This is a genomic window from Bradyrhizobium sp. IC4060 (assembly GCF_020193715.1).
GTDB lineage: Bacteria > Pseudomonadota > Alphaproteobacteria > Rhizobiales > Xanthobacteraceae > Bradyrhizobium > Bradyrhizobium yuanmingense.
Window position 1 is genome coordinate 39,848 of the sequence record NZ_JADYVJ010000008.1, and the last position, 23,898, is coordinate 63,745.

Consider the following 23,898-nt stretch of genomic DNA (forward strand, 5'->3'; position numbering starts at 1 on the left):
ACGTCGGATGCAGGTCGTCGGCGGCCGGCATCCGGGCATGAACGGCGAAGACCGCGGTTCGGTGTTCGCAGTCGTGCCGACTGACAGTCCAGCAGCAATCCGGCGGCTGGGCACAACGGGCAAGGCGCCCGTATGACCCGAAAGGATGGACGCCATCCGACATCCAAAAACCATGGCAGGATCGCAGGACGCTGATCATCCGCTCCGATCAGCGTCCCGCAATCTTGCGCATGGTTTTTGTTTTTCGAGAGCCGTCCCTTCTTTCGAGAACCCATGAAAGAAGACCTCTATGTTCAATAAGCATTCAGTCGAAATCGACTGGGGCGGACGCCCACTCAAGCTCGAAACCGGCAAGATCGCCCGCCAGGCCGACGGCGCCGTCGTCGCCACCTATGGCGAGACCGTGGTGCTCGCCACCGTCGTCGCGGCGAAGGCGCCGCGCGAAGGCGTCGACTTCCTGCCGCTGACCGTCGATTACCAGGAAAAGGCCTACGCTGCGGGCCGCATTCCCGGCGGCTATTTCAAGCGCGAGGGCCGTCCGACCGAGAAGGAGACGCTGGTCTCCCGCCTGATCGACCGACCGATCCGCCCGCTGTTCGTCGACGGCTGGCGTAACGAGACCCAGGTGATCGTCACCGTGCTGTCGCACGACATGGAGAACGATCCCGACGTCGTGGCGATGGTCGCGGCCTCCGCGGCGCTGACGCTGTCCGGCGTGCCGTTCAAGGGCCCGATCGGCGCGGCCCGCGTCGGCTTCGCCAACGACGAGTTCATTCTCAATCCGACGCTCGACGAGATGGTCGACACCCAGCTCGACCTCGTCGTCGCCGGCACTGCCGACGCCGTGCTGATGGTGGAATCGGAAGCCAAGGAACTGAACGAAGACATCATGCTCGGCGCGGTGATGTTTGGTCACCGCCACTTCCAGCCTGTCATCAACGCGATCATCGAGCTCGCCGAGAAGGCCGCCAAGGAGCCGCGCGAAGTCACCGTCATCGACAACGCCGCGCTCGAGAAGGAGATGCTCGGCCTGGTCGAGCAGGAGCTGCGCGCCGCCTACGCGATTCCGATCAAGCAGGAGCGTTATGCCGCCGTCGGCGTCGCCAAGGAAAAGGTGATGGCCCACTACTTCCCGGAGGGCCAGGAGCCGAAATACGACAAGCTCCGTGTCGCCGGCGTGTTCAAGGAGCTCGAGGCCAAGATCGTTCGCTGGAATATTCTCGACACCGGCAAGCGCATCGACGGCCGCGACAGCAAGACGGTGCGCAACATCGTCGCCGAGGTCGGCGTGCTGCCCCGCGCCCACGGCTCGGCGCTGTTCACCCGCGGCGAGACCCAGGCGATGGTCGTGACCACGCTCGGCACCGGCGAGGACGAGCAGTACATCGACGCGCTGTCCGGAACCTACAAGGAAACGTTCCTGCTGCACTACAACTTCCCGCCCTATTCGGTCGGCGAGACCGGCCGCCTCGGCGGCACCAAGCGCCGCGAGATCGGCCACGGCAAGCTGGCCTGGCGCGCGATTCGTCCGGTGCTGCCGCCGCACCATGAATTCCCCTACACCACGCGCGTGGTCTCGGAGATCACCGAGTCCAACGGCTCGTCCTCGATGGCTTCGGTCTGCGGCGCCTCGCTGGCGCTAATGGATGCGGGCGTGCCGCTGAAGCGGCCGACCGCGGGCATCGCGATGGGCCTGATCCTCGAAGACAAGCGCTTTGCGGTTCTCTCGGACATCCTCGGCGACGAGGACCATCTCGGCGACATGGACTTCAAGGTCGCCGGCACGGAAGCGGGCATCACCTCGCTCCAGATGGACATCAAGATCGAGGGCATCACCGAAGAGATCATGAAGGTCGCGCTGGCTCAGGCCAAGGACGGCCGCATCCATATCCTCGGCGAGATGGCCAAGGCCCTCACCGCGGCCCGCGCCGAGCTCGGCGAATATGCGCCGCGCATCGAGACCTTCAAGATCGCCACCGACAAGATCCGCGAGGTGATCGGCACCGGCGGCAAGGTGATCCGCGAGATCGTCGAGAAGACCGGCGCCAAGGTCAACATCGAGGATGACGGCACCGTGAAGGTCGCCTCCAGCGACGGCGAGGCGATGAAGGCGGCGATCAAGTGGATCAAGTCGATCGCGTCCGATCCGGAAGTCGGCCAGATCTATGACGGCACTGTCGTCAAGGTGATGGAGTTCGGCGCCTTCGTGAACTTCTTCGGTTCCAAGGATGGTCTCGTCCACATCAGCCAGCTCGCGGCCAACCGCGTGCAGAAGACCTCCGACGTCGTCAAGGAAGGCGACAAGGTCAAGGTCAAGCTGCTCGGCTTCGACGATCGCGGCAAGACCCGCCTGTCGATGAAGGTGGTCGACCAGACCACGGGCGAAGACCTCGAAGGCAAGGACAAGGGCGGCGAGGGCGAGAAGGCCCCGCGCGAAGCCGCCGGCGAGTAAGGCCTCGCGACAGTCCGGAAACGCGAAGGGCGGCCGAGAGGCCGCCCTTTTTCTTTGCCATGCCGCCTGCATCATCGCGGGCCATGCGCGCTTCCGCCGCAGCGTCGGAGTGACCGCGATCGAAACCCGGAATGGTTGGTCTTGCGTAGCTATCGGACCGCCGTACGCTTCATCAGCGGATCGTCCCAAGACAGGAGAACCAAATGACGTCCATATCCCGGCGCCGCCTCATGTTCACTGCAACCGGCCTCGTCGCGGCTGCCGCTGCCCCGCGCATGGCGTTTGCGCAAGCCGGCGCGGCGGCCACAGGGCCGTTCAAGCTCGATCCTTTGGCCTATCCGGCGAATGCGCTGGAACCGCATATCGATGCCAAGACGATGGAAATCCACCACGACCGCCATCATCAGGCGTTCATCACCAACCTGAACAATTTCGCCAAGGACAATCCGCAGATCGCGGGAAAGCCGGTCGGCGAGGTGCTGGGCAATCTCGGGGCCATTCCCGACGCGATCCGCACCGGCGTCCGCAACAACATGGGCGGCCACGCCAACCACACGATGTTCTGGCAGATCATGGGACCGAACGGCGGCAAGCCGGAAGGTGCCCTGCTCGCCGCGATCGACAGCGACCTCGGGGGCATGGAAAAGTTTCAGGCCGACTTCAACGCTGCCGGCGGGCGCGTATTCGGCTCGGGCTGGGTGTTCGTGACCGTCAGCAAGGACGGCAAGCTCGCAATCGAGACGAGGCCCAATCAGGACAATCCGATGATGGACGGCAAGCGGGCCCTGCTCGGCAACGACGTCTGGGAGCACGCCTACTATCTGAACTACCAGAACCGGCGCGCCGATTATCTCAAGGCATGGTGGAATACGGTGAACTGGAAGGCGGTGGGCGAGCGCTACGCTGCCGCGAAGGCCGGCACACTCGACGTGTAACGCCGATCCGGGATGATGAAAAAAGGGCGGCCTCTCGGCCGCCCTTTTGTTTGCGGGCCCCCGATCAGGATCGCGCCGCGATGTCGTAGCGGTCGAGGTTCATCACCTTGGTCCAGGCTTTCGCAAAGTCCTTCACGAACTTCTCCTTGGAGTCCGAGGTGGCATAGACCTCGGCGAAGGCGCGAAGCTGCGAGTGCGAGCCGAAGATCAGATCGACGCGCGTTGCGGTCCACTTGACGGTGTTGGTCTTGCGGTCGCGGCCTTCGTAGACGCCGTCCGCACCGGGCGGTGCCCACTGCGTGCTCATGTCGAGCAGGTTGACGAAATAGTCGTTGCTTAGCGTTCCCACCTTCGAGGTGAAGACGCCGTGCTTCAACCCGCCGGCATTGGCGCCGAGCACACGCAGGCCACCGACCAGCACCGTCATCTCCGGACCGGTCAGCCCCAGCAGCTGGGCGCGGTCGACGAGGGCCTCTTCGGGCTGCATGAACTGATGCCGCTTGCCGATGTAGTTGCGGAAGCCATCGGCTCGCGGCTCCAGCGGGGCGAAGGAGGCCGCATCGGTCTGCTCCTGCGAAGCATCCATGCGGCCCGGCGTGAAGCCGACCTTGACGTCGACGCCGGCATCCTTGGCAGCCTTCTCGACGGCGGCGGTGCCGCCGAGCACGATCAGGTCGGCGAGCGAGACCTTCTTGGCGCCGGATGAGGCGTTGAAGTCCTTCTGGATCTCTTCGAGCTTGCCGAGCACCTTGGCGAGCTGAGCCGGCTCGTTGACCTCCCAGTCCTTCTGCGGAGCAAGGCGGATGCGCGCACCGTTGGCGCCGCCGCGCTTGTCCGAGCCGCGGAACGTCGAGGCCGAGGCCCAGGCCGTCGAGACCAACTCCGGCACCGTCAGGCCCGAGGCCAGGATCTTCGACTTGAGGGCCGCGATGTCCTGCTCACTGACCAGCTCGTGGTTCACGGCCGGGATCGGATCCTGCCAGATCAGCGTCTCCTTCGGCACCAGCGGGCCGAGATAGCGCTGGATCGGACCCATGTCGCGATGGGTGAGCTTGAACCAGGCACGGGCGAAGGCGTCCGCGAACTGATCCGGGTTCTCCAGGAAGCGACGCGAGATCTTCTCATATGCGGGATCGAAGCGCAGCGAGAGGTCGGTCGTCAGCATGGTCGGCCGATGCTTCTTCGACGGATCGAACGCGTCCGGAATGATCGCTTCGGCGTTCTTGGCGGTCCATTGCTGAGCGCCGGCCGGGCTCTTCGTCAGCTCCCATTCGAAGTTGAAGAGATTTTCGAAGAAGTTGTTGCTCCACTTCGTCGGCGTCTTCGTCCAGGTCACTTCCAGACCGCTGGTGATGGAGTCGGCGGAGTGGCCCGCCCCATGCTTGCTCTTCCAGCCGAGGCCCTGGTCTTCAAGCGCACCGGCTTCCGGTTCTGGACCGACCAGCGAGGGATCGCCGGCGCCATGGGTCTTGCCGAAGCTGTGGCCGCCAGCGATCAGCGCGACGGTCTCCTCGTCGTTCATCGCCATGCGGGCGAAGGTCTCGCGGATGTCCTTGGCCGCGGCGACCGGATCCGGCTTGCCGTTCGGGCCTTCCGGATTGACGTAGATGAGGCCCATCTGCACCGCGCCGAGCGGCTCGGCGAGCTGGCGCTCGCCGCTGTAGCGCTCATCACCGAGCCAGGTGCCTTCCGGCCCCCAATAGAGCTCTTCCGGCTCCCAGACGTCGACGCGACCGCCGGCGAAACCAAAGGTCTTGAAGCCCATCGATTCGAGCGCGACGTTGCCGGCGAGCACCATCAGGTCGGCCCAGGAAATCTTCTGGCCGTATTTCTGCTTGATCGGCCAGAGCAGACGGCGCGCCTTGTCGAGATTGGCGTTGTCGGGCCAGCTGTTGAGCGGGGCGAAACGCTGCTGACCGGCGCCGGCGCCGCCGCGGCCGTCGGTGGTGCGATAGGTGCCGGCGCTGTGCCAGGCCATGCGGATCATGAGGCCGCCATAGTGGCCGAAGTCGGCCGGCCACCATTCCTGAGAATCCGTCATCAACGCGGTCAGGTCCTTGATGACCGCGTTCAGGTCGAGCGACTTGAACTCCTTGGCGTAATCGAAGTCCTTGTCCATCGGATCGGACTTGTCGGAATTCTTGTGCAGCACCTCGATGTTGAGCTGCGTCGGCCACCAATCGCGGTTTGAGCGCGTGGGTTTTCCGCCCGAAAACGGGCACTTCGAAGTGTCGTCCATGAATACCTCCTCTGGCGGCGTCGAACTCGCGCCCTTGGCCAGGTAGAACCACTCTAAGCGTCGCGTCCTATCAGGGGAAGTTGACTTTAGTGATCGCTGCGATAGGATTTTCTGATGATCAATCTGACGCTGCGCCAGCTCCGGTATTTCGATGCGCTGGCGCGCCACGGCCATTTCGGCCGTGCCGCCGAGGCCTGCTCGATCTCGCAGCCGGCGCTGTCGATGCAGATCAAGGAACTGGAGGAGACGCTCGGCGGCCTGTTGCTGGAGCGCAGCGCGCGCCAGGTCGCGCTGACCCGGTTCGGCGAGGAGCTGGCGCAACGGGTCCGCGACATCCTGCGCTCGGTCGACGAGCTCGGCGATTTCGCGCGCGCTTCGCAGGACCGCTTCGCCGGCCGCCTGCGCATCGGCATGATCCCGACCATCGCGCCCTATTTGCTGCCCAAGATCACCAAGAACCTCACGCGCATGCACCCGGAGCTCGACATCCGCGTGCGCGAGACCATGACGCCGCGGCTGATCCAGGAGCTGGTGGAGGGCCGGCTCGACACCGCCATCGTGGCGCTGCCGGTGTCGGAGCCCTCGCTCACCGAGGTCGCGCTGTTCGAGGAGAAGTTTCTGCTGGTGCGGCCGGGCGCCGATGAAGGCACGCCGGTGCCGTCGCGCGAGATGATGCGCGAGATGCGGCTTCTGCTGCTCGAGGAAGGGCACTGTTTCCGCGACCAGGCGCTCTCCTTCTGCAACATGCAGGCCGCGCCGCCGCGCGAGATGCTCGATGCGAACTCGCTATCGACGCTGGTGCAGATGGTCAGCGCCGGCATCGGCGTCACGTTGATCCCGGAGATGGCGGTGCCGGTGGAGACGCGCTCCGCCTCGGTCTCGCTGGCGCGCTTCCGCGACCCCGAGCCGTCGCGAACCATCGGCATGGTCTGGCGCAAGACCAGCCCGCTGTCGCGGCAGCTGCTGCAGATCTCCGAGGTGGTGTGCCTGTCCGCGGGCAAGGTGCGCGCGCGGCAATCCCTGCGCGGCCAGAAGGCTTGACTGGCTCATGTCGCATCCGGTCATCCGCCTCGCCCGCTCCGACGAATACGATGAGATCGGCCGCGTCTGGATGGAGAGCTGGGTCTCGACCGGGCTCGGCGAAGCCAGCGACTTCCTGCTGGCCAATTTGCGTGCGCGCATCAAGCGCGAGATCGAGAACGGCTGGAGCCTGTTCGTCGCCGACGATCGCGGCACGATCGGAGCGATGCTCGCGCTGCACCTGCCGAAGCTCTATCTCGACATGCTGTTCGTCGCGCCTGCCCATCAGGGCCGATCGCTCGGCCGGCAATTGCTCGCTTTCACGCGCACGCAAATGCCCGACGAGATCTATCTGCGCTGCGTCCGCGAGAACGAGAAGGCCTGGCGCTGGTACGAGCGCGAAGGTTTTGTGTTCGAGAAGGAAGAGATCGAGCCGTCGAACGGGTTCGTGATGAAGTGTTACCGGTGGAAGCGGCAACGGCCAGGCGGCGGGTAGGACGAGCGGGTCTTCACCTTGCGGTTGTCATCGGCGCGCACTAGTAGATGTCTCTCGTCGATGAGAATATCCTGGAAACCGCAACCTGCATCAGCCGTCCCATGTTTCGCATCTGCTTGACTACGATCTTTCTGTTAGGGCTCATCGCAGGCGCGGCGGCCCAATCCGCTCCATCGCCGGCTCGGCCAGCCAAGAGCACCACGCCGAAAGCCGCCCCGAGCTCCAAACAGGCTGTCGCTGCGGATGCAGGACCGTGCGGGATTGGTCTCATTTCCGTCGTCGGCAACCGGTTCGGTGTTCAGCAGGTTGGCTTCACCATGTTTGGCAACGAGTACGTGCCCGTCGCGATCGATGGCTGGGGACTTGATGACATCGTCATGTCGCGGGTTCGCGCGGCCGCAGCCGGCAAATCTGTCAAGCGCCTCGCTTATTCACCAAGCGCCTGGGCGCAGGCTGGCGGATCCGGATCGCCGATGCTGAGACGAAACCAGGAGCGGCAGGAATTCGTTCAGCAGAGCGCGGCAGGCACCAAATGTCAGCTCTATGTCCTGGTCGAGAGATTTCAGAACGGCTTCAGCAACACGAATCAATCCGTCGAAGGATTTGGCATCGTGAAGTGGGGCAATCCCATCAAGCGACGCACGTTCCTGTTCGCGCTGACCTATATCACCGTGTACGACGGACAGTCGTTCGAGGTCGTCAAGAAGGGCGCGGCGTCAACGGATGCCGAACCCATGATGTCACGCTTGATCGGGATCAACCCGATCAGCGGCCCCAACAAGGAATTGGATGAGACGGCCTTTCCGGCGTCTGCCAACGAGGTGGCGGGCAACCAAGCGCTGCGCGATGGTGTCCGCACGCTGCTGACGACGAGTCTCGACAAAACGCTACCTCAGCTGCTCCAGCAATAAAGGTTCCCGCCATGATCAAGCTTTATTGGTCGCCCCGCTCGCGCTCGTTCACGACGCTCTGGCTGATGGAGGAGAGCGGCCTGCCCTATGAGCGCGTGCTGACCGACATCTCGACCGGCGCGCAGAAGGCGCCGGACTATCTGAAGATCAATCCGATGGGCAAGGTGCCGGCGCTGACCGACGGCGATGCCGCGCTCGCCGAAGCCGCCGCGATCTGCGCCTACATCGCCGACCGCTATCCCGAAACCAGGCTCGCGCCAGCCGTGACCGATCCGCGCCGGGCGCGCTACCTGCAATGGCTGTTCTTCTCGCCGGGCTGCATCGAGCCCGCCATTATCCAGATCTTCACCAAGATCGAGATCCCGACCTCGACCGCGGCCTGGGGCAGCGCGACGCAGGTGTTCGACGTGCTGGAGGCCGCGCTCGAGAAGGGCCCGTGGATTCTCGGCGAGGAATTTTCCGCAGCCGACGTCGTCATCGGCTCCGGCCTGAATTTCGCGGTGCGCCTGTTCAAGATGGTGCCGTCGCGCCCGGCGTTCGACGCCTATCTCGCGCGCTGCACGGCGCGGCCGGCCTTCCAGCGCGCGGAGAAGATCGCGGCGGGTTAAGCAAGCTCTCGTAGGGTAGGCAAAGCGAAGTAGCTGCAGTAGCCCGGATGGAGCGCAGCGCAATCCGGGGCAATCGCATCCGCGGATGAGCCTGTCCCGGATTTCGCTGCGCTCCATCCAGGCTACGAAGCTATTCCGATGACTTCAGATCATCCGGCCGCGGCATCAGGATGACGTTGTAGCCGGAATCCACATAATGGACTTCGCCGGTCACCCCGCCGGAGAGATCCGACAACAGATATAGCGCCGAGCCGCCGAGGTCGTCGAGCGTGACGCCGCGGCGCAGCGGCGAATGCTTCTGCATGAAGGCGAACATCGCCCGCGCCTCGCCGATGCCGGAGCCGGCGAGCGTGCGGATGGGGCCGGCGGAGATCGCGTTGACGCGGATGCCGCGCGGTCCGAAATCGGCGGCGAGATAGCGCACGGAGGCCTCCAGCGCCGCCTTGGCCACGCCCATCACGTTGTAGTTCGGCATCGCGCGCTCTGAGGCGCCGAAGGTCAGCGTGATCATGCTGCCCCCCTCCGTCATCAGCTCGGCGGCGCGCTTTGCGACCTCCGTGAACGAGAAGCAGGAGATCACCATGGTGCGCGAGAAATTCTCGCGGCTGGTGTCGGCATAGCGGCCCTTCAGCTCGTTCTTGTCGGCAAAGCCGATCGCGTGGATCACGAAGTCGAGCTTGCCCCACTTTTCGCGGAGCACCGCGAAGGTGGCATCGACGCTGGCGATGTCCTCGACGTCGCAAGGCAGCACCAGATCGACGCCGAGCTGCTCCGCCAGCGGCTTGACGCGCTTGCCGAGCGCCTCGCCCTGGAAGGTGAAGGCAAGCTCGGCGCCATGGGCATGAAGCGTCCGCGCCATGCCCCAGGCGATGGAATGATCATTGGCGATGCCCATGATCAGACCGCGCTTGCCTTTCATCAAACCTTCCATGCCGCCATCGCTCCTATTTTCGACGTCATCGCCCGCGCAGGCGGGCGATCCAGTATTCCAGAGACCGTCGTGATAAATAGAGAAGCCGCGGCGTACTGGATGCCCCGCCCCCCGTGCGCAATTGCGCACTAGGCGGGGCATGACAAAGTCAGAGATCACGCATCCAGCCGGCTGAACACCAGCGTGGCGTTGGTGCCGCCGAAGCCGAAGGAGTTCGACAGCACGGTGCCGATCTTGGCGTTGTCGATGCGCTTGCGCACGATCGGCATGTCGGCGAACACGGGGTCGAGCTCCTGGATGTGCGCGCTCTCGCAGATGAAGCCGTTGTTCATCATCAGCAGCGAATAGATCGCTTCCTGCACGCCGGTGGCGCCGAGCGAATGGCCGGTCAGCGCCTTGGTCGCCGAGATCGGCGGGCACTTCTCGCCGACGCCGAACACTTTGCGGATCGCCTCGATCTCCGGCGGGTCCCCGGCCGGCGTCGAGGTCGCGTGCGGGTTGATGTAGTCGACCTTGGTTTTCACCGTCGAAATCGCCATGCGCATGCAGCGCTCGGCGCCTTCGCCCGACGGCGCCACCATGTCGTGGCCATCAGAGGTCGCGCCATAGCCGACCACCTCGCCATAGATGCGCGCGCCGCGCGCCTTGGCATGCTCGAGCTCTTCCAGCACCAACACGCCGGCGCCGCCGGCGATGACGAAGCCGTCGCGATTGAGATCGTAGGGACGCGAGGCCGTGGCCGGCGTGTCGTTGTACTTCGAGGACATCGCGCCCATGGCGTCGAACAGCACCGACAGTGACCAGTCCAGCTCCTCGCAGCCGCCGGCGAAGATGACGTCCTGCTTGCCGATCTGGATGGTCTCGTAGGCATTGCCGACGCAATGGTTCGAGGTCGCGCAGGCCGATGAGATCGAATAGTTCACGCCCTTGATCTTGAACCAGGTCGCGAGCGTCGCGGATGCCGTGGAGGACATCGCCTTCGGCACCGCAAACGGGCCGACGCGCTTCGGTCCCTTGGAGCGGGTGATGTCGGCGGCTTCGACGATGGTGCGCGCCGAGGGGCCGCCGGAGCCCATGATGATGCCGGTGCGGATGTTGGAGACTTCGTCGGGCGACAGGCCGGAATCCTGGATCGCCTGCTCCATCGCGATGTGATTCCACGCCGCGCCCTGGCCGAGGAAGCGCATCGCGCGGCGGTCGACCACCGTCGACGGATCGAGCGACGGCTCGCCTTGCACCTGCGAACGGAAGCCGAGCTCGGCATATTTCTCAGCCCGCGAAATGCCCGACTTCGCCTCGTGAAGGCTCGCAAGCACTTCCTGGGTGTTGTTTCCGATCGACGAGACGATGCCCATCCCGGTGACCACAACCCGCCTCATGACAGCCTCGCCTCAATCGTTGTCTTCTTAGTGATGCGCTCAGCCCAGGCTCGTGCCCTGCTTGAACAGGCCGACCTTCAGATCCTTGGCGCGATAGATAATCTGGTCATCGACCGAAAGCCACCCGTCGGCGATGCCGAGCACGAGCTTCGAACGCATCACGCGCTTGATATCGACGTTGTACACAACCTTGCGGGCGTCGGTCAGCACCTGGCCGCCGAACTTCAGCTCGCTCAGGCCAAGCGCCCGGCCGCGGCCTTCCCCCCCGCTCCAGCCGAGGTAGAAGCCGACCATCTGCCACAGCGCATCGAGTCCGAGGCAGCCGGGCATGACCGGATCGTTCTTGAAATGGCAGCCGAAGAACCAGAGGTCGGGCTTCACGTCGAGCTCGGCGCGCACCAGACCCTTGCCGAACTCACCGCCATTGTCGTTGATGTCGGTGATGCGGTCGAACATCAGCATCGGCGGCAGCGGCAGCTGGGCGTTGCCTGGGCCGAACATCTCGCCGCGGGCACAGGCCAGCAGATCTTCATAGTCGTAACCGTTGCGCCTGTTCAGCATTCACGAGCCTCTGTTCAAATCCCGATTGAGCGGCGTTCCTGGCGAAAATGGGCCCGTCTCGATCGGACCGCCAATCGCCACCGCCGGCCGCGACTTGCGCAAGCTTCGCATGGATTGCCAACCGGGCCTCCATGCCCGGCTGCGCCAAAATCGGCTAAGCGGAACCGCGCGCTCTCTAACACAGGCCATTTCGGGTAGCAAAGCGCAGAGATGAAGGTAAAATGACGGGCTCCCCCAACCGGTTCCGAGCCTAATTAGAACGTCTCTAGTTGCGAGAAACTTGCATCTGCATCTTTCTCTTCTTATGTTACAGGGAGATATTGTTCACGTGTGCCCGAAATCTTGGAAATGAACGAGAATACCGCGTCCCAACACGACGACGACCATGCCGCGGCCCTCCTGTCCGGCCGCCAGCCGGCCCTGACCGGGTGTCCCTGGCACGACGTCAACGAAATGCTGCAGTCCGCGGGGTTGCGGCCGACGCGCCAGCGCATGGCGCTGGGCTGGCTGCTGTTCGGCAAGGGCGCACGCCACCTCACGGCTGAAATGCTCTACGAGGAAGCCACCCTCGCCAAGGTCCCGGTGTCGCTGGCGACCGTCTACAACACGCTGAACCAGCTCACCGATGCCGGCCTGCTGCGCCAGGTCAGCGTCGACGGCACCAAGACCTATTTCGACACCAACGTCACCACCCACCACCACTATTATCTCGAGAACAGCCACGAGCTGGTCGACATCGAGGATCCGCATCTGGCGCTGTCCAAGATGCCGGAGGTGCCCGAGGGCTACGAGATCTCCCGCATCGACATGGTCGTGCGCCTGCGCAAGAAGCGCTGAGCTAATCCTGCATCACTGATTTGGTCGTCATGGCCGGGCATAGCCGTCCAAAGGGACGGCGTCGCTTGCGCTCGCCTATGTCCCGGCCATCCACGTTTTGGGACTAGTCAGAAGAGCGTGGATGCCCGGGACAAGCCCGGGCATGACGTTGGGGCGGCAGATTGCTCCGCCGCCCGACGGCGTCAGTTGACCTGCTCGTCCGAATAGACGCCCCAGAGGCGCTCCTGCTGGATCCAGCCGTCGAAGCCATTGCCGATGACGCGGCACCAGCCTGCGGCGCATTTCTTGACCTGGGTGACGACGCCGGCCTGGAGCTTGGCCGCAACCGCGCTGTCGGGATCGGGCCGGTCATAGATCGGAGCCAGATCGTCCTTGTGCTTCATGGTGACGACCGCGGTGCGGCGGCCCGACAGCAGCGAATGATAGACCCAGCCCTCGGCGCCTTCGGAATCGCGCACCCGGCGCCAGTTCTCGAACTCGGCGGTAATTTCGACCGGCAGGCCGGCGCGGGTGTAGACCCAGGCGACGTCATTGTCCTTGGTCGGGCCGGCGCGGACGTTCACGTGATCCGATTTGAGGCTGACATAGCGCGGCACCGGCAAGCCGCTGGTGGTCTGCGGGGTATTGTCCTTCGCCGCATGCGAGGGCCCGACCGAGGCGCTCAACCAGGTGCAAACGAGCGCCATCACCCAACAAAAACGCCCCAACGCCATCAACCCGTCTCCTTCGAAGACCCGGCACACCGGGCCCTCACCCCAAATTCCAAACCCTGCCGCGCCTGCCCCTTCTCCCCGCCCCACGCGGGTTCCAAGCCCAAAGCCGTGGTTCTTGTCTTGGCCCGGCCTTCTGCTAGAGAGAACGGGCACTTGAGCAACCAATTGGCCCCGATTTTCCGGCCGGAAATGTCGGGTGAGCTTGGAGGAAACGCCGGGGACGGACACGGCAAGGGCAGTGTCGAACAACCGGGTTAATGAGGCCTCAACGACCGGCCTTTGGCGACAGAGGCGGCCTGCGATGTCTCATGAGAGCAGGACATGTCGGTGAAGAAAAAGCCCCTCGTCGTGGTGACGCGCAAGCTGCCGGATTCGATCGAGACGCGGATGCGCGAGCTGTTCGACGCGCGGATCAATCTCGACGACACGCCGATGTCGCCCGAGCAGATCGCGGAAGCCGCCCGCACCGCCGACGTGCTGGTTCCGACCGTGACCGATCACATCAGCGCCGAGGTCGTCAACCAGCCCGACTGCAAGCTCCGCCTGATCGCCAATTTCGGCAATGGCGTCGACAATATCGACGTCGCAGCCGCCCATGCCCGCGGCATCACCGTCACCAACACGCCGAAGGTCCTGACCGAAGACACCGCCGACATGACCATGGCGCTGATCCTCGCGGTGCCCAGGCGAATGATCGAAGGCGCCTCGATCCTGACCGAAGGCAAGCCCTGGGCCGGCTGGTCGCCGACCTGGATGCTCGGCCACCGCATCGGGGGCAAACGCCTCGGCATCATCGGCATGGGCCGCATCGGCCAGGCGGTGGCGCGCCGCGCCCGCGCCTTCGGCCTGCAGATCCACTATCACAACCGCCGTCCCGTCGCCCCCGTGATCGCCGAGGAGTTAGGCGCGACCTATTGGGAAAGCCTCGACCAGATGCTGGCGCGGATGGACATCATCTCGGTGAACTGCCCGCACACGCCGGCGACCTATCACCTGCTCTCGGCGCGGCGGCTGAAGCTGATCCGAAAAGACGCCTATATCGTCAACACCGCGCGCGGCGAGGTCACCGACGAGGACACGCTGATCAAGCTGATCGAAGGCGGCGAGATCGGCGGCGCCGGCCTCGACGTCTACGAGCACGAGCCCGCGGTCAATCCGAAGCTGGTGCGGCTCGCCAGAGCCGGCAAGGTGACGCTGCTGCCGCATATGGGCTCGGCCACGATCGAAGGCCGCGTCGAGATGGGCGAGAAGGTGATCATCAACATCCGCACCTTCCTCGACGCCCACAAGCCGCCGGACCGCGTGCTGCCGAGCATGCTGTGAGGCTGTGCTCCGGCGGACGGATGGTTATCCTATGCGCCCCCGGGCAAATTGAACCTAGCTCGCGATTTCAAGACTGGCCGCCACGTCCTCACCTGTACGTGCAAGCCGACGTATCCGCGTCTCCTCGATGCGTAACGAAAGATCTCGGATCAGCTCCATAACGTCTGGTGCGAGGCCAGCCGTGTTTACGATCTTGATGTTGTAAGGGGGCTTGAGTGCGTTCATTCCGCCCCCGAAGATTGAATCCAAAAAGGCAGCCACCATGTCGCCATGCCACTCCGGTGCCCCTATTGCTGCCTTGAGACCTGATCGAAAATCCTGAGCTGTTTTCCAACTACTGGCGTCGAGTTCTACTGTTCGCATAGTGCTCTCAGTGCCGTCCGGTGTCCTACTCGCGGTGGATGCTCAAGTCATCGAACACGGGCCCGTCGCCGTTGAGCGGATTGGCGGGATCGCGTGAATAGCGCAGCGTCTCGAAGCGCATCGCGCGCGCATCGATCATCAGGAGGCGGCCGACGAGGCCGTCGCCGAAGCCGACGATCTCGCGGATGGCCTCCAGCGCCATCATCGAGCCGAGCACGCCCGCGAGCGCGCCCATGACGCCGGCCTCTGCACAGGCCGGCACCGTGCCGGGCGGCGGCGCTTCCGGAAACAGGCAGCGGTAGGTCGGATTGAACTCGCCCTGCTCGTTCGTCTCATGCGCCCGGATGGTGGTCAGCGAGCCGTCGAAGGTGCCGAGCGCCGCTGATATCAGCGGCCGCTTGGCGAAGAAGCAGGCATCGGAAACGAGATAGCGCGTCGAGAAATTGTCGGAGCCGTCGAGCACCAGGTCGTAATCGCCGATCAGGCTGAGCGCGTTATCCGCGTTGAGCCAGGTGGCGTGACCGATGAAGCGGACATGTGGGTTGAGCGCCGCGATCCGCTCGGCGGCACTCTCGACCTTGTGCCGCCCGATATCGGGCGTCGTATGGATCACCTGACGCTGCAGGTTGGACAGCGACACCACGTCGTCGTCGACCACGCCGAGCGTGCCAACGCCGGCGGCGGCCAGATACATCAGCGCGGGCGCGCCGAGCCCGCCGGCGCCGATCACCAGCACCGAGGCCCGCTTCAGCGCCGCCTGGCCGGGGCCGCCGACGTCGCGCAACACGATGTGGCGGGCATAGCGTTCGAGTTCGTCCGGGCTCAGCATCGTCGTACGCCTCTCCTACCAAGCCGCCGCTCTCAACCCTCATGGTGAGGAGGCGCAAAGCGCCGTCTCAAACCATGCAGGCCCCGATTTCGCCGCGGCCATCCTTCGAGACGCGGCCTCGAGGCCGCTCCTCAGGATGAGGATCTCAGCTCGCGGCCTCTACGCCACTGAACCACCGCAACATTGTTCGCGACCAACGAGATGTGCTTCAATCGCATGCTTTTCAATGTTTTGGCGTTCAACGGGCTGGCTGGATTTGTCATGAGATCGATGCTTGCGGCAACACTGATGTTGGCGGCTGCCACGGGCGCGCACGCCCAGATGACGACGCCCCAAGTGCCAGGCGCCACCCCGAAAACGGTCCAGACCGTTCCGGTCAAGCCCCCTGCGATGCAGACGCCGTCCGCGACGGCCGATGGCATGGCCAAAGCCGAGCGGCTGGCGCTCCAGTCCGACCTCGCCTGGGTCGGACAATATAACGGCGCCATCACCGGCGACGTCAGCGAGCGCATGGTCAACGCCATCAAGGAGTACCAGAAGGCCAAGGGCGGCAAGCCGACCGGCGTGCTCAATCCGCAGGAGCGCACCGCGCTCACTGAGGCGGCACGCAAGAAGCAGGAGAGCGTCGGCTGGAAGATCGTGACGGAGCCGACCAGCGGCGCCCGGCTCGGCATTCCCGGCAAGCTGGTGCCGCAGCAGGCAAGCGACGCCAACGGCTCGAAATGGACCTCGCCGACAGGGACGGTGCAGGTGGTTCTCAGCCGCCGCAAGGAAGTGAGCCCGACCTCGGCCAAGCTCGCCGATCTCGAGAAGGAGCCGTCCGGCCGCAAGGTCGATTACACCGTGGTGAAGCCGGATTTCTTCGTGCTGTCGGGCTTGCAGGGCCAGAAGAAGTTCTACGTCCGCGGCACCTTCAAGGGTGACGAGGTCCGCACCATGACGATCCTCTACGACCAGGCGACAGAGAATACGGTCGAGCCGGTCGTGATCGCGATGTCGAGCGCGTTCAACGCGTTTCCGTCGGGACCGCTGGCCGGGCCGCCGCCGCGCAAGACCGTTGAATACGGCACCGGCATCGTCGTCAGCGAGGACGGCGCGATCGTCACCGACCGCCTCGTCACCGACGGCTGCCTTGCGATCACGATCGCCGGCCATGGCAGCGCCGACCGTCTCGCCGAGGACAAGGAGCACGATCTCGCGCTGCTGCGCATCTACGGCGCGCGCGACCTGAGGCCGCTCAGCCTCGCCGGAGGGGCCGCGAAGACCAATGTCGATGTCGTCGGCATCGCCGATCCGCAAAGCCAGGGCGGCGCCGCCGCGGTGTCGAGCCTCAAGGCCGCGTTGACGCCGGCGACGAGCGGCAATTCCGCGCTCGCGCCGCCGCCGGCGGTCGGCTTCTCCGGCAGCCCAGCGGTCGACGCCGACGGCAAGTTTGCCGGCATTGCGCTGCTCAAGCCGGCCATGGTCGCAGGGCCTGCGACCTCGGTCCCGGCATCACAGGCTTTGATGGTCTCGGCGGAGGCGGTGCGCGGATTCCTGAAGGCGAACGGGGTCACGGCGAACGGCGCGTCGACCGATGCCAAGGCCTCCGTCGTGCGCGTGATCTGCGTGCGGAAGTAGGGCGCGCGAGCGCACCACTCTCTCGTGTCCCGGACGCGGTGCGGCATGAAATGCCGCTCCGCTGCGCCGGGACCCAGATCCCAACAGTCGCGCTTGTGGCTTCTGGGCCCCGGCTCTGCAGCGCACCGCTATCGCGTTGCGCCTTGTCCGGGCCACGGCGGAGAGAACCGCCTCACGTACCTCTACGGAGCCGGTAATGGTACGGATTCGCTGGTATTCGCGATTCCGCCATCATCGTTACCGTTGATTCGGACCTCCGCGATCCCCTTTGGATCGGGCCGGCACGTCCTGAGCGAGAAGCGCTCAGCATCCAGAAGCGATGCACGTTCGCGTGGCGTATCCCTGACCCAGCACTCCAAAGGATTGACCTTCAATGCACACGATCGTACTGGCCACCCAAAAGGGCGGCAGCGGCAAGAGCACGCTCGCCGTCGGCCTCGCCTTGGCCGCCAAGCAGGCCGGCTTCACCGTCCGCCTGATCGAGACCGACCCGCAGGGCACCCTCTCCAACTGGCAGCGCCGCCGCTCTACCGACGATCTCGTCGTCGAGCCGATCTATCACGCCGCCGATATCGCGCCGCGTCTCAAGATGCTCGCCGACAGCGGCCTCCAGCTCGCGATCGTCGACACCGCCGCCGGCCTCAGCGCCGCCACCACCGCCGCGATCCGCCATTCCGACCTCTGCCTGATCCCGGCCCGTCCCAGCGTCGCCGACATCGAGGCGACCGTCTCGACGCTCAGCGTCGCCCGCGCCTGGAAGCGGCCTTACAGCTTCGTGCTCAACCAGACGCCGATCCGCGGACAGCGCATCGACAACGCCGCGACCGCGCTCGCCGAGGAAGCCGCGCTCGATCTTGCCGAGGTGCTCGCGCGTCCGCTGATCGTGATGCGCAACGATCACCAGGACGCGCTTGCGAGCGGCCTTGCCGTGAGTGAATTCGGGCCGAACGGCAAATCGGCGGACGAGATCCGCGGCCTCTGGCGCTGGATCGAGACCCGGCTCGAGCTCGAAGCCACCACCAATGTCCTGATCGACCAGGTCATCTCGGCTGCGCACGGCATGCTGCAGATCGCTGCGGAACAGGCGGCGGACGAGACCACGGCACTGGCGTCCTGAGCGGGGCGATCGCTCGGACGACAGTCGGGCTCTTCGCCATCCGGTGAACGGGCCCAAGCGACGAAGCAGTTCGGCCACCAGCCCGGCCGGATTGCTTCGCCTCGTGCGTTGTAGCGAGGGCTCCCGTAGCCTGGATGAAGCGAAGCGCAATCCAGGAAGGTCTCTCCGCGGAGAGGCCGGCCCCGGATTACGCTGCGCTCCATCCGGGCTACGACGCTGCGGCAATCCCGACGGTCACTTTTGACATTTCGGGCACCAGAAGGTCGAACGACCGTTCTGCACGAACCGCTTGATCGTGCCGCCGCAGCGCGGCGTCGTGCATTTTTCGCCTTCGCGGTCATAGACCTTGAACGAGTGCTGGAAATAGCCGAGCTCGCCGGTGGTCTGGCGGTGATCGCGCAAGCTGGAGCCGCCGGCCTTGATCGCATCGTTCAGCACGGTGTGGATCGCGCCGACCAAGCGCTGCGCATGATCCGTCGGCTCGCCCTTCCTGGTGGATAGCGTCGCAGCAATGCGCCGCGGCGACAGATGCGAGCGGTGCAGCGCCTCGCAGACATAGATGTTGCCGAGCCCGGCCACCACGCGCTGGTCGAGCAGCGCGGCCTTCAGGCTCGTGGTCTTGCCTTGGCAGGAGCGCGCCAGCATCGCGGCGTCGAATTCGTTGCCGAGCGGCTCGGGGCCGAGCCCGCGCAGCAGCGGCTCGTCTTCGAGCGCGCCACGCGCAATCACTTTCATGTATCCGAAGCGGCGCGGATCGTTGAAGACGATGTCGGCGCCCGAGGACATCCGAAACAACACGTGGTCGTGGGCGGAATCCTTGGCCTTCGGATAGTGAAACTCGCCGGGCTGAGCCTCGTTGTCCGGCTTGATGACGCGGAACGAGCCCGACATGCCCAGATGCATCAAGAGCACGTCGCCGGAGGCGAGATCGGCCATGAGATATTTTGCACGGCGCCCGAGGCCCGTGACGACCTGCCCCTTGAGCCTGGCCACGAAGTCGGGCTGGAACGGAAAGCGCAAATCTGGCCGGCGGGCCTCCGCGTCGAGGATTTTCGCGCCCTCCATCACGGGCTGAAGACCGCGGCGGACGGTCTCGACTTCGGGCAATTCAGGCATGGTCGGGCATTCACCTTATGAAGGCGGTGTGATAGCGCCATTGCGGCGGGCGGGCCTATGGTCCGCCGAGTGGAGTAGAGTAATGGATCGGCCGGGCGAAACCACGCATTTTGGCTTCAGGGACGTTCCCCTCGGGGACAAGCAGACGCTGGTGAACGATGTGTTTCGCAGCGTGGCGTCGCGCTATGACCTGATGAACGATTTGATGTCCGGTGGCCTGCACCGGGTCTGGAAGGACATCATGATCACCGCGCTGGATCCGCCGAGGGGCGACCGGCCGTTCGCGCTGCTTGACGTCGCCGGCGGCACCGGCGACATCTCGTTCCGTGCCGCCAAGTCCGCCGGCCCCGGCTTCCACGCCACGGTGTGCGACATCAATGCGGACATGCTGGCCGTGGGGCGCGAACGCGCCGCCAAGCGTCATCTGGACACCCAGGTCGATTTCGTCGAAGGCAATGCCGAATCGCTCGGCTTCGCCGACCGCAGCTTCGATGCCTATACGATCGCTTTCGGCATCCGCAACGTGCCCCGGATCGACCTTGCGCTGCGCGAGGCCTATCGCGTGCTGAGACCCGGCAGCCGCTTCCTGTGCCTGGAATTCTCCACTGTCGAGATGCCCGGCCTCGGCAAGCTCTATGATCTGTTCTCGTTCAAGGTGATCCCCCCGCTCGGGCGCATGGTCACGGGCGACGCCGAATCGTACCAGTATCTCGTCGAGTCCATCCGCAAATTTCCGAAGCCCGCCGCCTTCGCCGACATGATCCGCGAGGCTGGCTTTGCCCGCGTCAGCTGGCAGACACTCTCCGGCGGCATCGTCGCATTGCATTCGGGCTGGCGTTTGTGATCTCTGCCGTCACCCACATTGCGCGCCTGATCCGCGCCGCGTTCGTGTTTGCGCACGAAGGCGTGTTCGGCGCGGTCGATCCGAGCCTGGTGCCGCCGCCGGGACAGCTCGCGCTGAAGCTGGCGCGCATCATCGAGCGCCGTGGCGCCAAGCAGGGACCGCGGATCTCGCGCGCGCTGACGCGGATGGGCCCGGCCTATCTCAAGCTCGGCCAGTTCCTGGCCACGCGCCCCGACGTGGTCGGCGTCATCATGGCGCGCGACCTCGAAAGCCTGCAGGACCGCCTGCCGCCGTTTCCGCAGCAGGAAGCCGAGGCCACGATCGCGACCTCGCTGGAACGGCCGCTGACGGACATCTTTGTGAGCTTCGGCCCGCCGGTCGCGGCGGCCTCGATCGCGCAAGTGCATCGCGGCGAGGTGGTGCGCGACGGCATCCGCAAGTCCGTCGCGATCAAGGTGCTGAGACCCAACGTCGCCGCGCGCTTCCGCCGCGATCTCTCCGATTTCTTCTACGTCGCGCACAAGGCTGAGGCCTATTCGGCCGAGGCGCGGCGCCTGCGCCTGATCGAGGTCATCAACACCATGTCGCGCTCGGTCGCGATGGAGATGGACCTACGGTTAGAGGCTGCCGCGCTGTCGGAGATGGCGGAGAACACGCGCGACGATCCCGATTTCCGCGTGCCCGCCGTCGACTGGGACCGCACCACGCACAACGTGCTGACGATGGAATGGATCGACGGCATCGCGCTGAACGATCACAAGCGCCTCGCCGAGGCGCGGGTCGACCTGCCCGATCTCGGCCGCAAGGTGATCCAGAGCTTCCTGCGCCACGCGCTGCGCGACGGCTTCTTCCACGCCGACATGCATCCGGGCAATCTGTTCCTGGATGACGCCGGCCGCCTCGTCGCGGTCGATTTCGGCATCATGGGCCGGCTCGGCATGAAGGAGCGGCGCTTCCTCGCCGAGATCCTGCTCGGCTTCATCACCCGCGATTATCGCCGCGTGGCCGAAGTGCATTTCGAGGCCGGCTATGTGCCCGCGCATCATTCGGTCGAGAATTTTGCCCAAGCCATCCGCGCCATCGGCGAGCCGATCCACAACCGCACGGCGGAAGAGATCTCGATGGCGCGGCTGCTCACGCTGCTGCTCGAGGTCACCGGCCTGTTCGACATGACGACGCGGCCCGAGCTGATCCTGCTGCAGAAGACCATGGTGGTGGTCGAGGGCGTGGCGCGCGGCTTCGATCCCAAGCTCGACATCTGGCGGATCGCCGATCCCGTGGTGCGCGAATGGATCGAGCGCAACCTCGGACCCATCGGCCGCATCGAGGGCGCGCTCGCCGGTACCGGGGACATCGCGCGGGTCTTGATGCGCCTGCCTGAGATCGCCGAGCGGTCGGTGAAGGTGCTCGAGCAGCTCGAGACCATGACGCGGGAGGGCATCAGGCTTTCGCCGGAGAGCATCGCGGCGATGGGACGCAGCGAGGGCCGCAAGAACCGCTGGCGCACCGTGGCGCTCTGGATCATCGCCGCGACCTTCATCGGGATTCTGATCGCCGTCCGGAATCTGTGATTGCACTGCAATCACTGGAGTGATAGCATCGCTATCATTCCGTGCCGGAGGGCGTCATGGCAAGCCTGACCATCCGCAAGCTCGACGACGCCGTCAAAACCTATTTGCGGCTGCGCTCGGCCAAGAACCACAGGTCGGTCGAAGAGGAGGTCCGGGTCATCCTGCGGGAGCTGATCGAGGGCCGCGAGGAGCCGCTGACGCCGTTTGCGGTGCCCTCCGCCGCCCCGACGCCGCAGCGCAGCGGCGCCGTTCCCGAGGTCAGCGTCACCCTGATCATCGGCGGCGGGATCGCGGCCTATAAGTCGCTCGACCTGATCCGCAGGCTGAAGGAGCGCCGCATCGAGGTCCGCTGCGTGCTGACCAAGGCGGCGCAGCAATTCGTGACGCCGCTGGCCGCGAGCGCCCTGTCGCATGAGCGCGTCTATACCGACCTGTTCGACCCGCAGAGCGAGTTCGATGCCGGCCATATACGCCTCGCGCGCGACTGCGACCTGATCGTGGTGGCGCCGGCCACGGCCGACCTGATGGCGAAGATGGCGAACGGCCATGCCGACGACCTCGCCAGCGCCATCCTGCTCGCGACCAACCGCAAGGTGCTGCTGGCGCCGGCGATGAATCCGCTGATGTGGAGCAACGCGGCGACGCGCCGCAACGTCGCCCAGCTCCAGCGCGACGGCGTTGTGCTGATTGGCCCGAATGCGGGCGAGATGGCCGAGGCCGGCGAAGCCGGAACGGGCCGCATGTCGGAAGCCATCGAGATCGCCAATGCCGCCGAGCGCCTGCTGCGGCCGCCGACGCCGAAGCCGCTCGCGGGCACGCGCGTGCTGATCACCGCCGGTCCCACCCATGAGGCGATCGACCCGGTGCGCTATATCGCTAACCGTTCCTCCGGCAAGCAGGGCTTTGCCATTGCCGCCGCCGCGCAGGCCGCGGGCGCCGAGGTTACTCTGGTGAGCGGTCCGGTCGACCTCGACGATCCCCCGGGCGTGACGGTGAAGCATGTCGAATCGGCGCGGCAGATGCTGGAGCAGGTCAAGGCCGCGCTTCCCACCGACGTCGCGATCTTCGCCGCCGCAGTCGCCGATTGGCGCGTCGCCAATGAAGGCGAGCAGAAGCTGAAGAAAACCGCGGCCGGCATGCCGCCGCTGCAATTGGTCGAGAACCCCGACATCCTCGCCACGATCTCCAAGCTCGCCGACAAGCGCCCGAGGCTCGTGATCGGCTTTGCCGCCGAGACCGAGCACCTCATCGACAACGCCAAAGCAAAATTAGCGCGCAAGGGCTGCGACTGGATCGTCGCCAACGACGTCTCGCCCGCCACCGGCGTGATGGGCGGCGACCGCAACACGGTCCACCTGCTCAGCCGCAAGACCGGTGCGCCGGACGGCGAGATTGCAGTTGATTCCTGGCCGGCGATGACCAAGGAACAGGTCGCCATCGAACTGGTCGCGCATATCGCGAAGAGCGTGACCGGCAAATCCCTGGAGTCCGCATCTTGAGCACGAAGGTGACCGTCGAGCTGCAACGCCTCACCCACGCTGAGGGCCTGCCGCTGCCGGCCTATCAGACCAGCGAAGCCGCCGGCCTCGATCTGATGGCCGCGGTGCCGGACAACGAGCCCATGACGCTCGCACCAGGCCAATACGCGTTGGTGCCGACGGGCCTTGCCATCGCCTTGCCGCCCGGACACGAGGCGCAGGTGCGGCCGCGTTCGGGGCTGGCGGCCAAGCATGGCGTCACCGTGCTGAATTCGCCGGGCACGATCGATGCGGACTACCGCGGCGAGATCAAGGTGATCCTGATCAACCACGGCACCGCGCCTTTCGTGATCAAGCGCGGCGAGCGCATCGCCCAGATGGTGATCGCGCCGGTGCAGCAGGCCGCGCTGGTTCCCGTCGCCACATTGTCGTCGACCGACCGCGGCGCCGGCGGTTTTGGTTCGACCGGGCGCTAACCCAAGACAACTCCAGCCGAATCATCCGCAGAATCACGCGCCTTGGAACCGCGCGGCCCGCATTTTTTTGGGGCCGCCT

General features: G+C 65.3%; 22 protein-coding genes. 14 read left to right on the forward strand and 8 right to left on the reverse strand.

Annotated features, from left to right (window positions below):
* Positions 1-289: 289 nt before the first annotated feature.
* Both pnp and I6F16_RS24155 read left to right on the forward strand, forming a co-directional pair.
* Positions 290-2,452 carry a polyribonucleotide nucleotidyltransferase gene (gene pnp, locus I6F16_RS24150; RefSeq protein WP_036024490.1) on the forward strand — a complete coding sequence of 721 codons (2,163 nt, stop codon included), beginning with the start codon at positions 290-292 and terminating at the stop codon, positions 2,450-2,452.
* A 203-nt stretch (positions 2,453-2,655) separates the two neighbouring features.
* On the forward strand, positions 2,656-3,387 hold the full coding sequence (locus I6F16_RS24155) for a superoxide dismutase (RefSeq protein WP_036024489.1): 732 nt from the start codon (positions 2,656-2,658) through the stop codon (positions 3,385-3,387).
* Positions 3,388-3,451: 64 nt separating this feature from the next.
* On the opposite strand, the gene katG is transcribed toward I6F16_RS24155, so the two are convergent.
* Complete coding sequence (katG, locus tag I6F16_RS24160; protein WP_225174052.1) at positions 3,452-5,626, reverse strand: catalase/peroxidase HPI; 2,175 nt, start codon at positions 5,624-5,626, stop codon at positions 3,452-3,454.
* Positions 5,627-5,740: 114 nt separating this feature from the next.
* Here katG and I6F16_RS24165 point away from each other — a divergent pair, with 114 nt between their 5' ends.
* From I6F16_RS24165 to I6F16_RS24180, 4 genes are read left to right on the forward strand one after another with little or no spacing between them, the layout of a single operon-like run.
* Positions 5,741-6,667, forward strand: a complete 927-nt coding sequence (locus tag I6F16_RS24165) for a hydrogen peroxide-inducible genes activator (RefSeq protein ID WP_036009013.1) — start codon at positions 5,741-5,743, stop codon at positions 6,665-6,667.
* Between the two features lie 7 nt (positions 6,668-6,674).
* Positions 6,675-7,142 carry a GNAT family N-acetyltransferase gene (locus I6F16_RS24170; RefSeq protein ID WP_036009017.1) on the forward strand — a complete coding sequence of 156 codons (468 nt, stop codon included), beginning with the start codon at positions 6,675-6,677 and terminating at the stop codon, positions 7,140-7,142.
* Between the two features lie 47 nt (positions 7,143-7,189).
* On the forward strand, positions 7,190-8,053 hold the full coding sequence (locus tag I6F16_RS24175) for a hypothetical protein (RefSeq protein WP_146207651.1): 864 nt from the start codon (positions 7,190-7,192) through the stop codon (positions 8,051-8,053).
* An 11-nt stretch (positions 8,054-8,064) separates the two neighbouring features.
* A complete protein-coding gene (locus I6F16_RS24180) occupies positions 8,065-8,661 on the forward strand; it encodes a glutathione S-transferase family protein (RefSeq protein WP_036024484.1) in 597 nt (198 codons plus the stop codon).
* A gap of 130 nt (positions 8,662-8,791) precedes the next feature.
* On the opposite strand, the gene fabI is transcribed toward I6F16_RS24180, so the two are convergent.
* The 3 genes from fabI to fabA form a co-directional block, all read right to left on the reverse strand.
* The gene (gene fabI / locus I6F16_RS24185; protein ID WP_036024482.1) at positions 8,792-9,592 is read right to left on the reverse strand and encodes an enoyl-ACP reductase FabI; all 801 of its coding nucleotides are present in this window, start codon (positions 9,590-9,592) and stop codon (positions 8,792-8,794) included.
* 155 nt (positions 9,593-9,747) lie between these two features.
* Complete coding sequence (fabB, locus tag I6F16_RS24190) at positions 9,748-10,971, reverse strand: beta-ketoacyl-ACP synthase I (protein ID WP_225174053.1); 1,224 nt, start codon at positions 10,969-10,971, stop codon at positions 9,748-9,750.
* 39 nt (positions 10,972-11,010) lie between these two features.
* Positions 11,011-11,532, reverse strand: a complete 522-nt coding sequence (fabA, locus tag I6F16_RS24195; protein WP_036009034.1) for a bifunctional 3-hydroxydecanoyl-ACP dehydratase/trans-2-decenoyl-ACP isomerase — start codon at positions 11,530-11,532, stop codon at positions 11,011-11,013.
* Positions 11,533-11,880: 348 nt separating this feature from the next.
* Here fabA and irrA point away from each other — a divergent pair, with 348 nt between their 5' ends.
* Positions 11,881-12,369, forward strand: a complete 489-nt coding sequence (irrA, locus tag I6F16_RS24200; RefSeq protein ID WP_036009037.1) for an iron response transcriptional regulator IrrA — start codon at positions 11,881-11,883, stop codon at positions 12,367-12,369.
* Positions 12,370-12,551: 182 nt separating this feature from the next.
* On the opposite strand, the gene I6F16_RS24205 is transcribed toward irrA, so the two are convergent.
* On the reverse strand, positions 12,552-13,082 hold the full coding sequence (locus tag I6F16_RS24205) for an SH3 domain-containing protein (protein ID WP_036009040.1): 531 nt from the start codon (positions 13,080-13,082) through the stop codon (positions 12,552-12,554).
* Between the two features lie 321 nt (positions 13,083-13,403).
* On the opposite strand from I6F16_RS24205, the gene I6F16_RS24210 reads away from it, so the two are divergent.
* Positions 13,404-14,405 (forward strand): D-glycerate dehydrogenase, encoded by a 1,002-nt coding sequence (locus I6F16_RS24210; RefSeq protein ID WP_036009043.1) that lies wholly within the window; start codon positions 13,404-13,406, stop codon positions 14,403-14,405.
* Positions 14,406-14,459: 54 nt separating this feature from the next.
* Here I6F16_RS24210 and I6F16_RS24215 read toward each other — a convergent pair whose 3' ends face one another.
* Both I6F16_RS24215 and moeB read right to left on the reverse strand, forming a co-directional pair.
* Positions 14,460-14,768, reverse strand: a complete 309-nt coding sequence (locus I6F16_RS24215; protein WP_225113795.1) for a hypothetical protein — start codon at positions 14,766-14,768, stop codon at positions 14,460-14,462.
* 25 nt (positions 14,769-14,793) lie between these two features.
* On the reverse strand, positions 14,794-15,597 hold the full coding sequence (moeB, locus tag I6F16_RS24220; protein WP_225113796.1) for a molybdopterin-synthase adenylyltransferase MoeB: 804 nt from the start codon (positions 15,595-15,597) through the stop codon (positions 14,794-14,796).
* 261 nt (positions 15,598-15,858) lie between these two features.
* Between moeB and I6F16_RS24225 the strand changes: the two genes are divergently transcribed.
* A complete protein-coding gene (locus I6F16_RS24225; RefSeq protein WP_225113797.1) occupies positions 15,859-17,217 on the forward strand; it encodes a serine protease in 1,359 nt (452 codons plus the stop codon).
* Between the two features lie 373 nt (positions 17,218-17,590).
* Positions 17,591-18,334: a ParA family protein gene (locus I6F16_RS24230; protein ID WP_225113798.1), complete on the forward strand. Its 744-nt coding sequence runs from the start codon at positions 17,591-17,593 to the stop codon at positions 18,332-18,334.
* A gap of 234 nt (positions 18,335-18,568) precedes the next feature.
* Here the strand turns inward: I6F16_RS24230 and mutM are convergent, their stop codons facing one another.
* A complete protein-coding gene (gene mutM / locus I6F16_RS24235) occupies positions 18,569-19,450 on the reverse strand; it encodes a bifunctional DNA-formamidopyrimidine glycosylase/DNA-(apurinic or apyrimidinic site) lyase (protein WP_225113799.1) in 882 nt (293 codons plus the stop codon).
* Positions 19,451-19,532: 82 nt separating this feature from the next.
* Between mutM and ubiE the strand changes: the two genes are divergently transcribed.
* The 4 genes from ubiE to dut are packed head-to-tail and all read left to right on the forward strand — an operon-like array spanning position 19,533 to position 23,819.
* Complete coding sequence (ubiE, locus tag I6F16_RS24240; protein ID WP_225174093.1) at positions 19,533-20,294, forward strand: bifunctional demethylmenaquinone methyltransferase/2-methoxy-6-polyprenyl-1,4-benzoquinol methylase UbiE; 762 nt, start codon at positions 19,533-19,535, stop codon at positions 20,292-20,294.
* Positions 20,291-21,865: a 2-polyprenylphenol 6-hydroxylase gene (gene ubiB / locus I6F16_RS24245; RefSeq protein WP_225113801.1), complete on the forward strand. Its 1,575-nt coding sequence runs from the start codon at positions 20,291-20,293 to the stop codon at positions 21,863-21,865. Before ubiE ends, ubiB begins: the two co-directional genes overlap by 4 nt.
* A gap of 56 nt (positions 21,866-21,921) precedes the next feature.
* Positions 21,922-23,364 (forward strand): bifunctional phosphopantothenoylcysteine decarboxylase/phosphopantothenate--cysteine ligase CoaBC, encoded by a 1,443-nt coding sequence (gene coaBC / locus I6F16_RS24250; RefSeq protein ID WP_225174054.1) that lies wholly within the window; start codon positions 21,922-21,924, stop codon positions 23,362-23,364.
* On the forward strand, positions 23,361-23,819 hold the full coding sequence (dut, locus tag I6F16_RS24255) for a dUTP diphosphatase (RefSeq protein WP_225113802.1): 459 nt from the start codon (positions 23,361-23,363) through the stop codon (positions 23,817-23,819). Before coaBC ends, dut begins: the two co-directional genes overlap by 4 nt.
* Positions 23,820-23,898 lie beyond the last annotated feature (79 nt).

Excerpts from the sequence above, each read along its gene's own strand:
- pnp (WP_036024490.1), top strand. The coding sequence starts at position 290 with ATGTTCAATAAGCATTCAGTCGAAATCGACTGGGGCGGACGCCCACTC.
- I6F16_RS24155 (WP_036024489.1), top strand. The coding sequence starts at position 2,656 with ATGACGTCCATATCCCGGCGCCGCCTCATGTTCACTGCAACCGGCCTC.
- katG (WP_225174052.1), bottom strand. The coding sequence starts at position 5,626 with ATGGACGACACTTCGAAGTGCCCGTTTTCGGGCGGAAAACCCACGCGC.
- I6F16_RS24165 (WP_036009013.1), top strand. The coding sequence starts at position 5,741 with ATGATCAATCTGACGCTGCGCCAGCTCCGGTATTTCGATGCGCTGGCG.
- I6F16_RS24170 (WP_036009017.1), top strand. The coding sequence starts at position 6,675 with ATGTCGCATCCGGTCATCCGCCTCGCCCGCTCCGACGAATACGATGAG.
- I6F16_RS24175 (WP_146207651.1), top strand. The coding sequence starts at position 7,190 with ATGTCTCTCGTCGATGAGAATATCCTGGAAACCGCAACCTGCATCAGC.
- I6F16_RS24180 (WP_036024484.1), top strand. The coding sequence starts at position 8,065 with ATGATCAAGCTTTATTGGTCGCCCCGCTCGCGCTCGTTCACGACGCTC.
- fabI (WP_036024482.1), bottom strand. The coding sequence starts at position 9,592 with ATGGAAGGTTTGATGAAAGGCAAGCGCGGTCTGATCATGGGCATCGCC.
- fabB (WP_225174053.1), bottom strand. The coding sequence starts at position 10,971 with ATGAGGCGGGTTGTGGTCACCGGGATGGGCATCGTCTCGTCGATCGGA.
- fabA (WP_036009034.1), bottom strand. The coding sequence starts at position 11,532 with ATGCTGAACAGGCGCAACGGTTACGACTATGAAGATCTGCTGGCCTGT.
- irrA (WP_036009037.1), top strand. The coding sequence starts at position 11,881 with ATGAACGAGAATACCGCGTCCCAACACGACGACGACCATGCCGCGGCC.
- I6F16_RS24205 (WP_036009040.1), bottom strand. The coding sequence starts at position 13,082 with ATGGCGTTGGGGCGTTTTTGTTGGGTGATGGCGCTCGTTTGCACCTGG.
- I6F16_RS24210 (WP_036009043.1), top strand. The coding sequence starts at position 13,404 with ATGTCGGTGAAGAAAAAGCCCCTCGTCGTGGTGACGCGCAAGCTGCCG.
- I6F16_RS24215 (WP_225113795.1), bottom strand. The coding sequence starts at position 14,768 with ATGCGAACAGTAGAACTCGACGCCAGTAGTTGGAAAACAGCTCAGGAT.
- moeB (WP_225113796.1), bottom strand. The coding sequence starts at position 15,597 with ATGCTGAGCCCGGACGAACTCGAACGCTATGCCCGCCACATCGTGTTG.
- I6F16_RS24225 (WP_225113797.1), top strand. The coding sequence starts at position 15,859 with ATGAGATCGATGCTTGCGGCAACACTGATGTTGGCGGCTGCCACGGGC.
- I6F16_RS24230 (WP_225113798.1), top strand. The coding sequence starts at position 17,591 with ATGCACACGATCGTACTGGCCACCCAAAAGGGCGGCAGCGGCAAGAGC.
- mutM (WP_225113799.1), bottom strand. The coding sequence starts at position 19,450 with ATGCCTGAATTGCCCGAAGTCGAGACCGTCCGCCGCGGTCTTCAGCCC.
- ubiE (WP_225174093.1), top strand. The coding sequence starts at position 19,533 with ATGGATCGGCCGGGCGAAACCACGCATTTTGGCTTCAGGGACGTTCCC.
- coaBC (WP_225174054.1), top strand. The coding sequence starts at position 21,922 with ATGGCAAGCCTGACCATCCGCAAGCTCGACGACGCCGTCAAAACCTAT.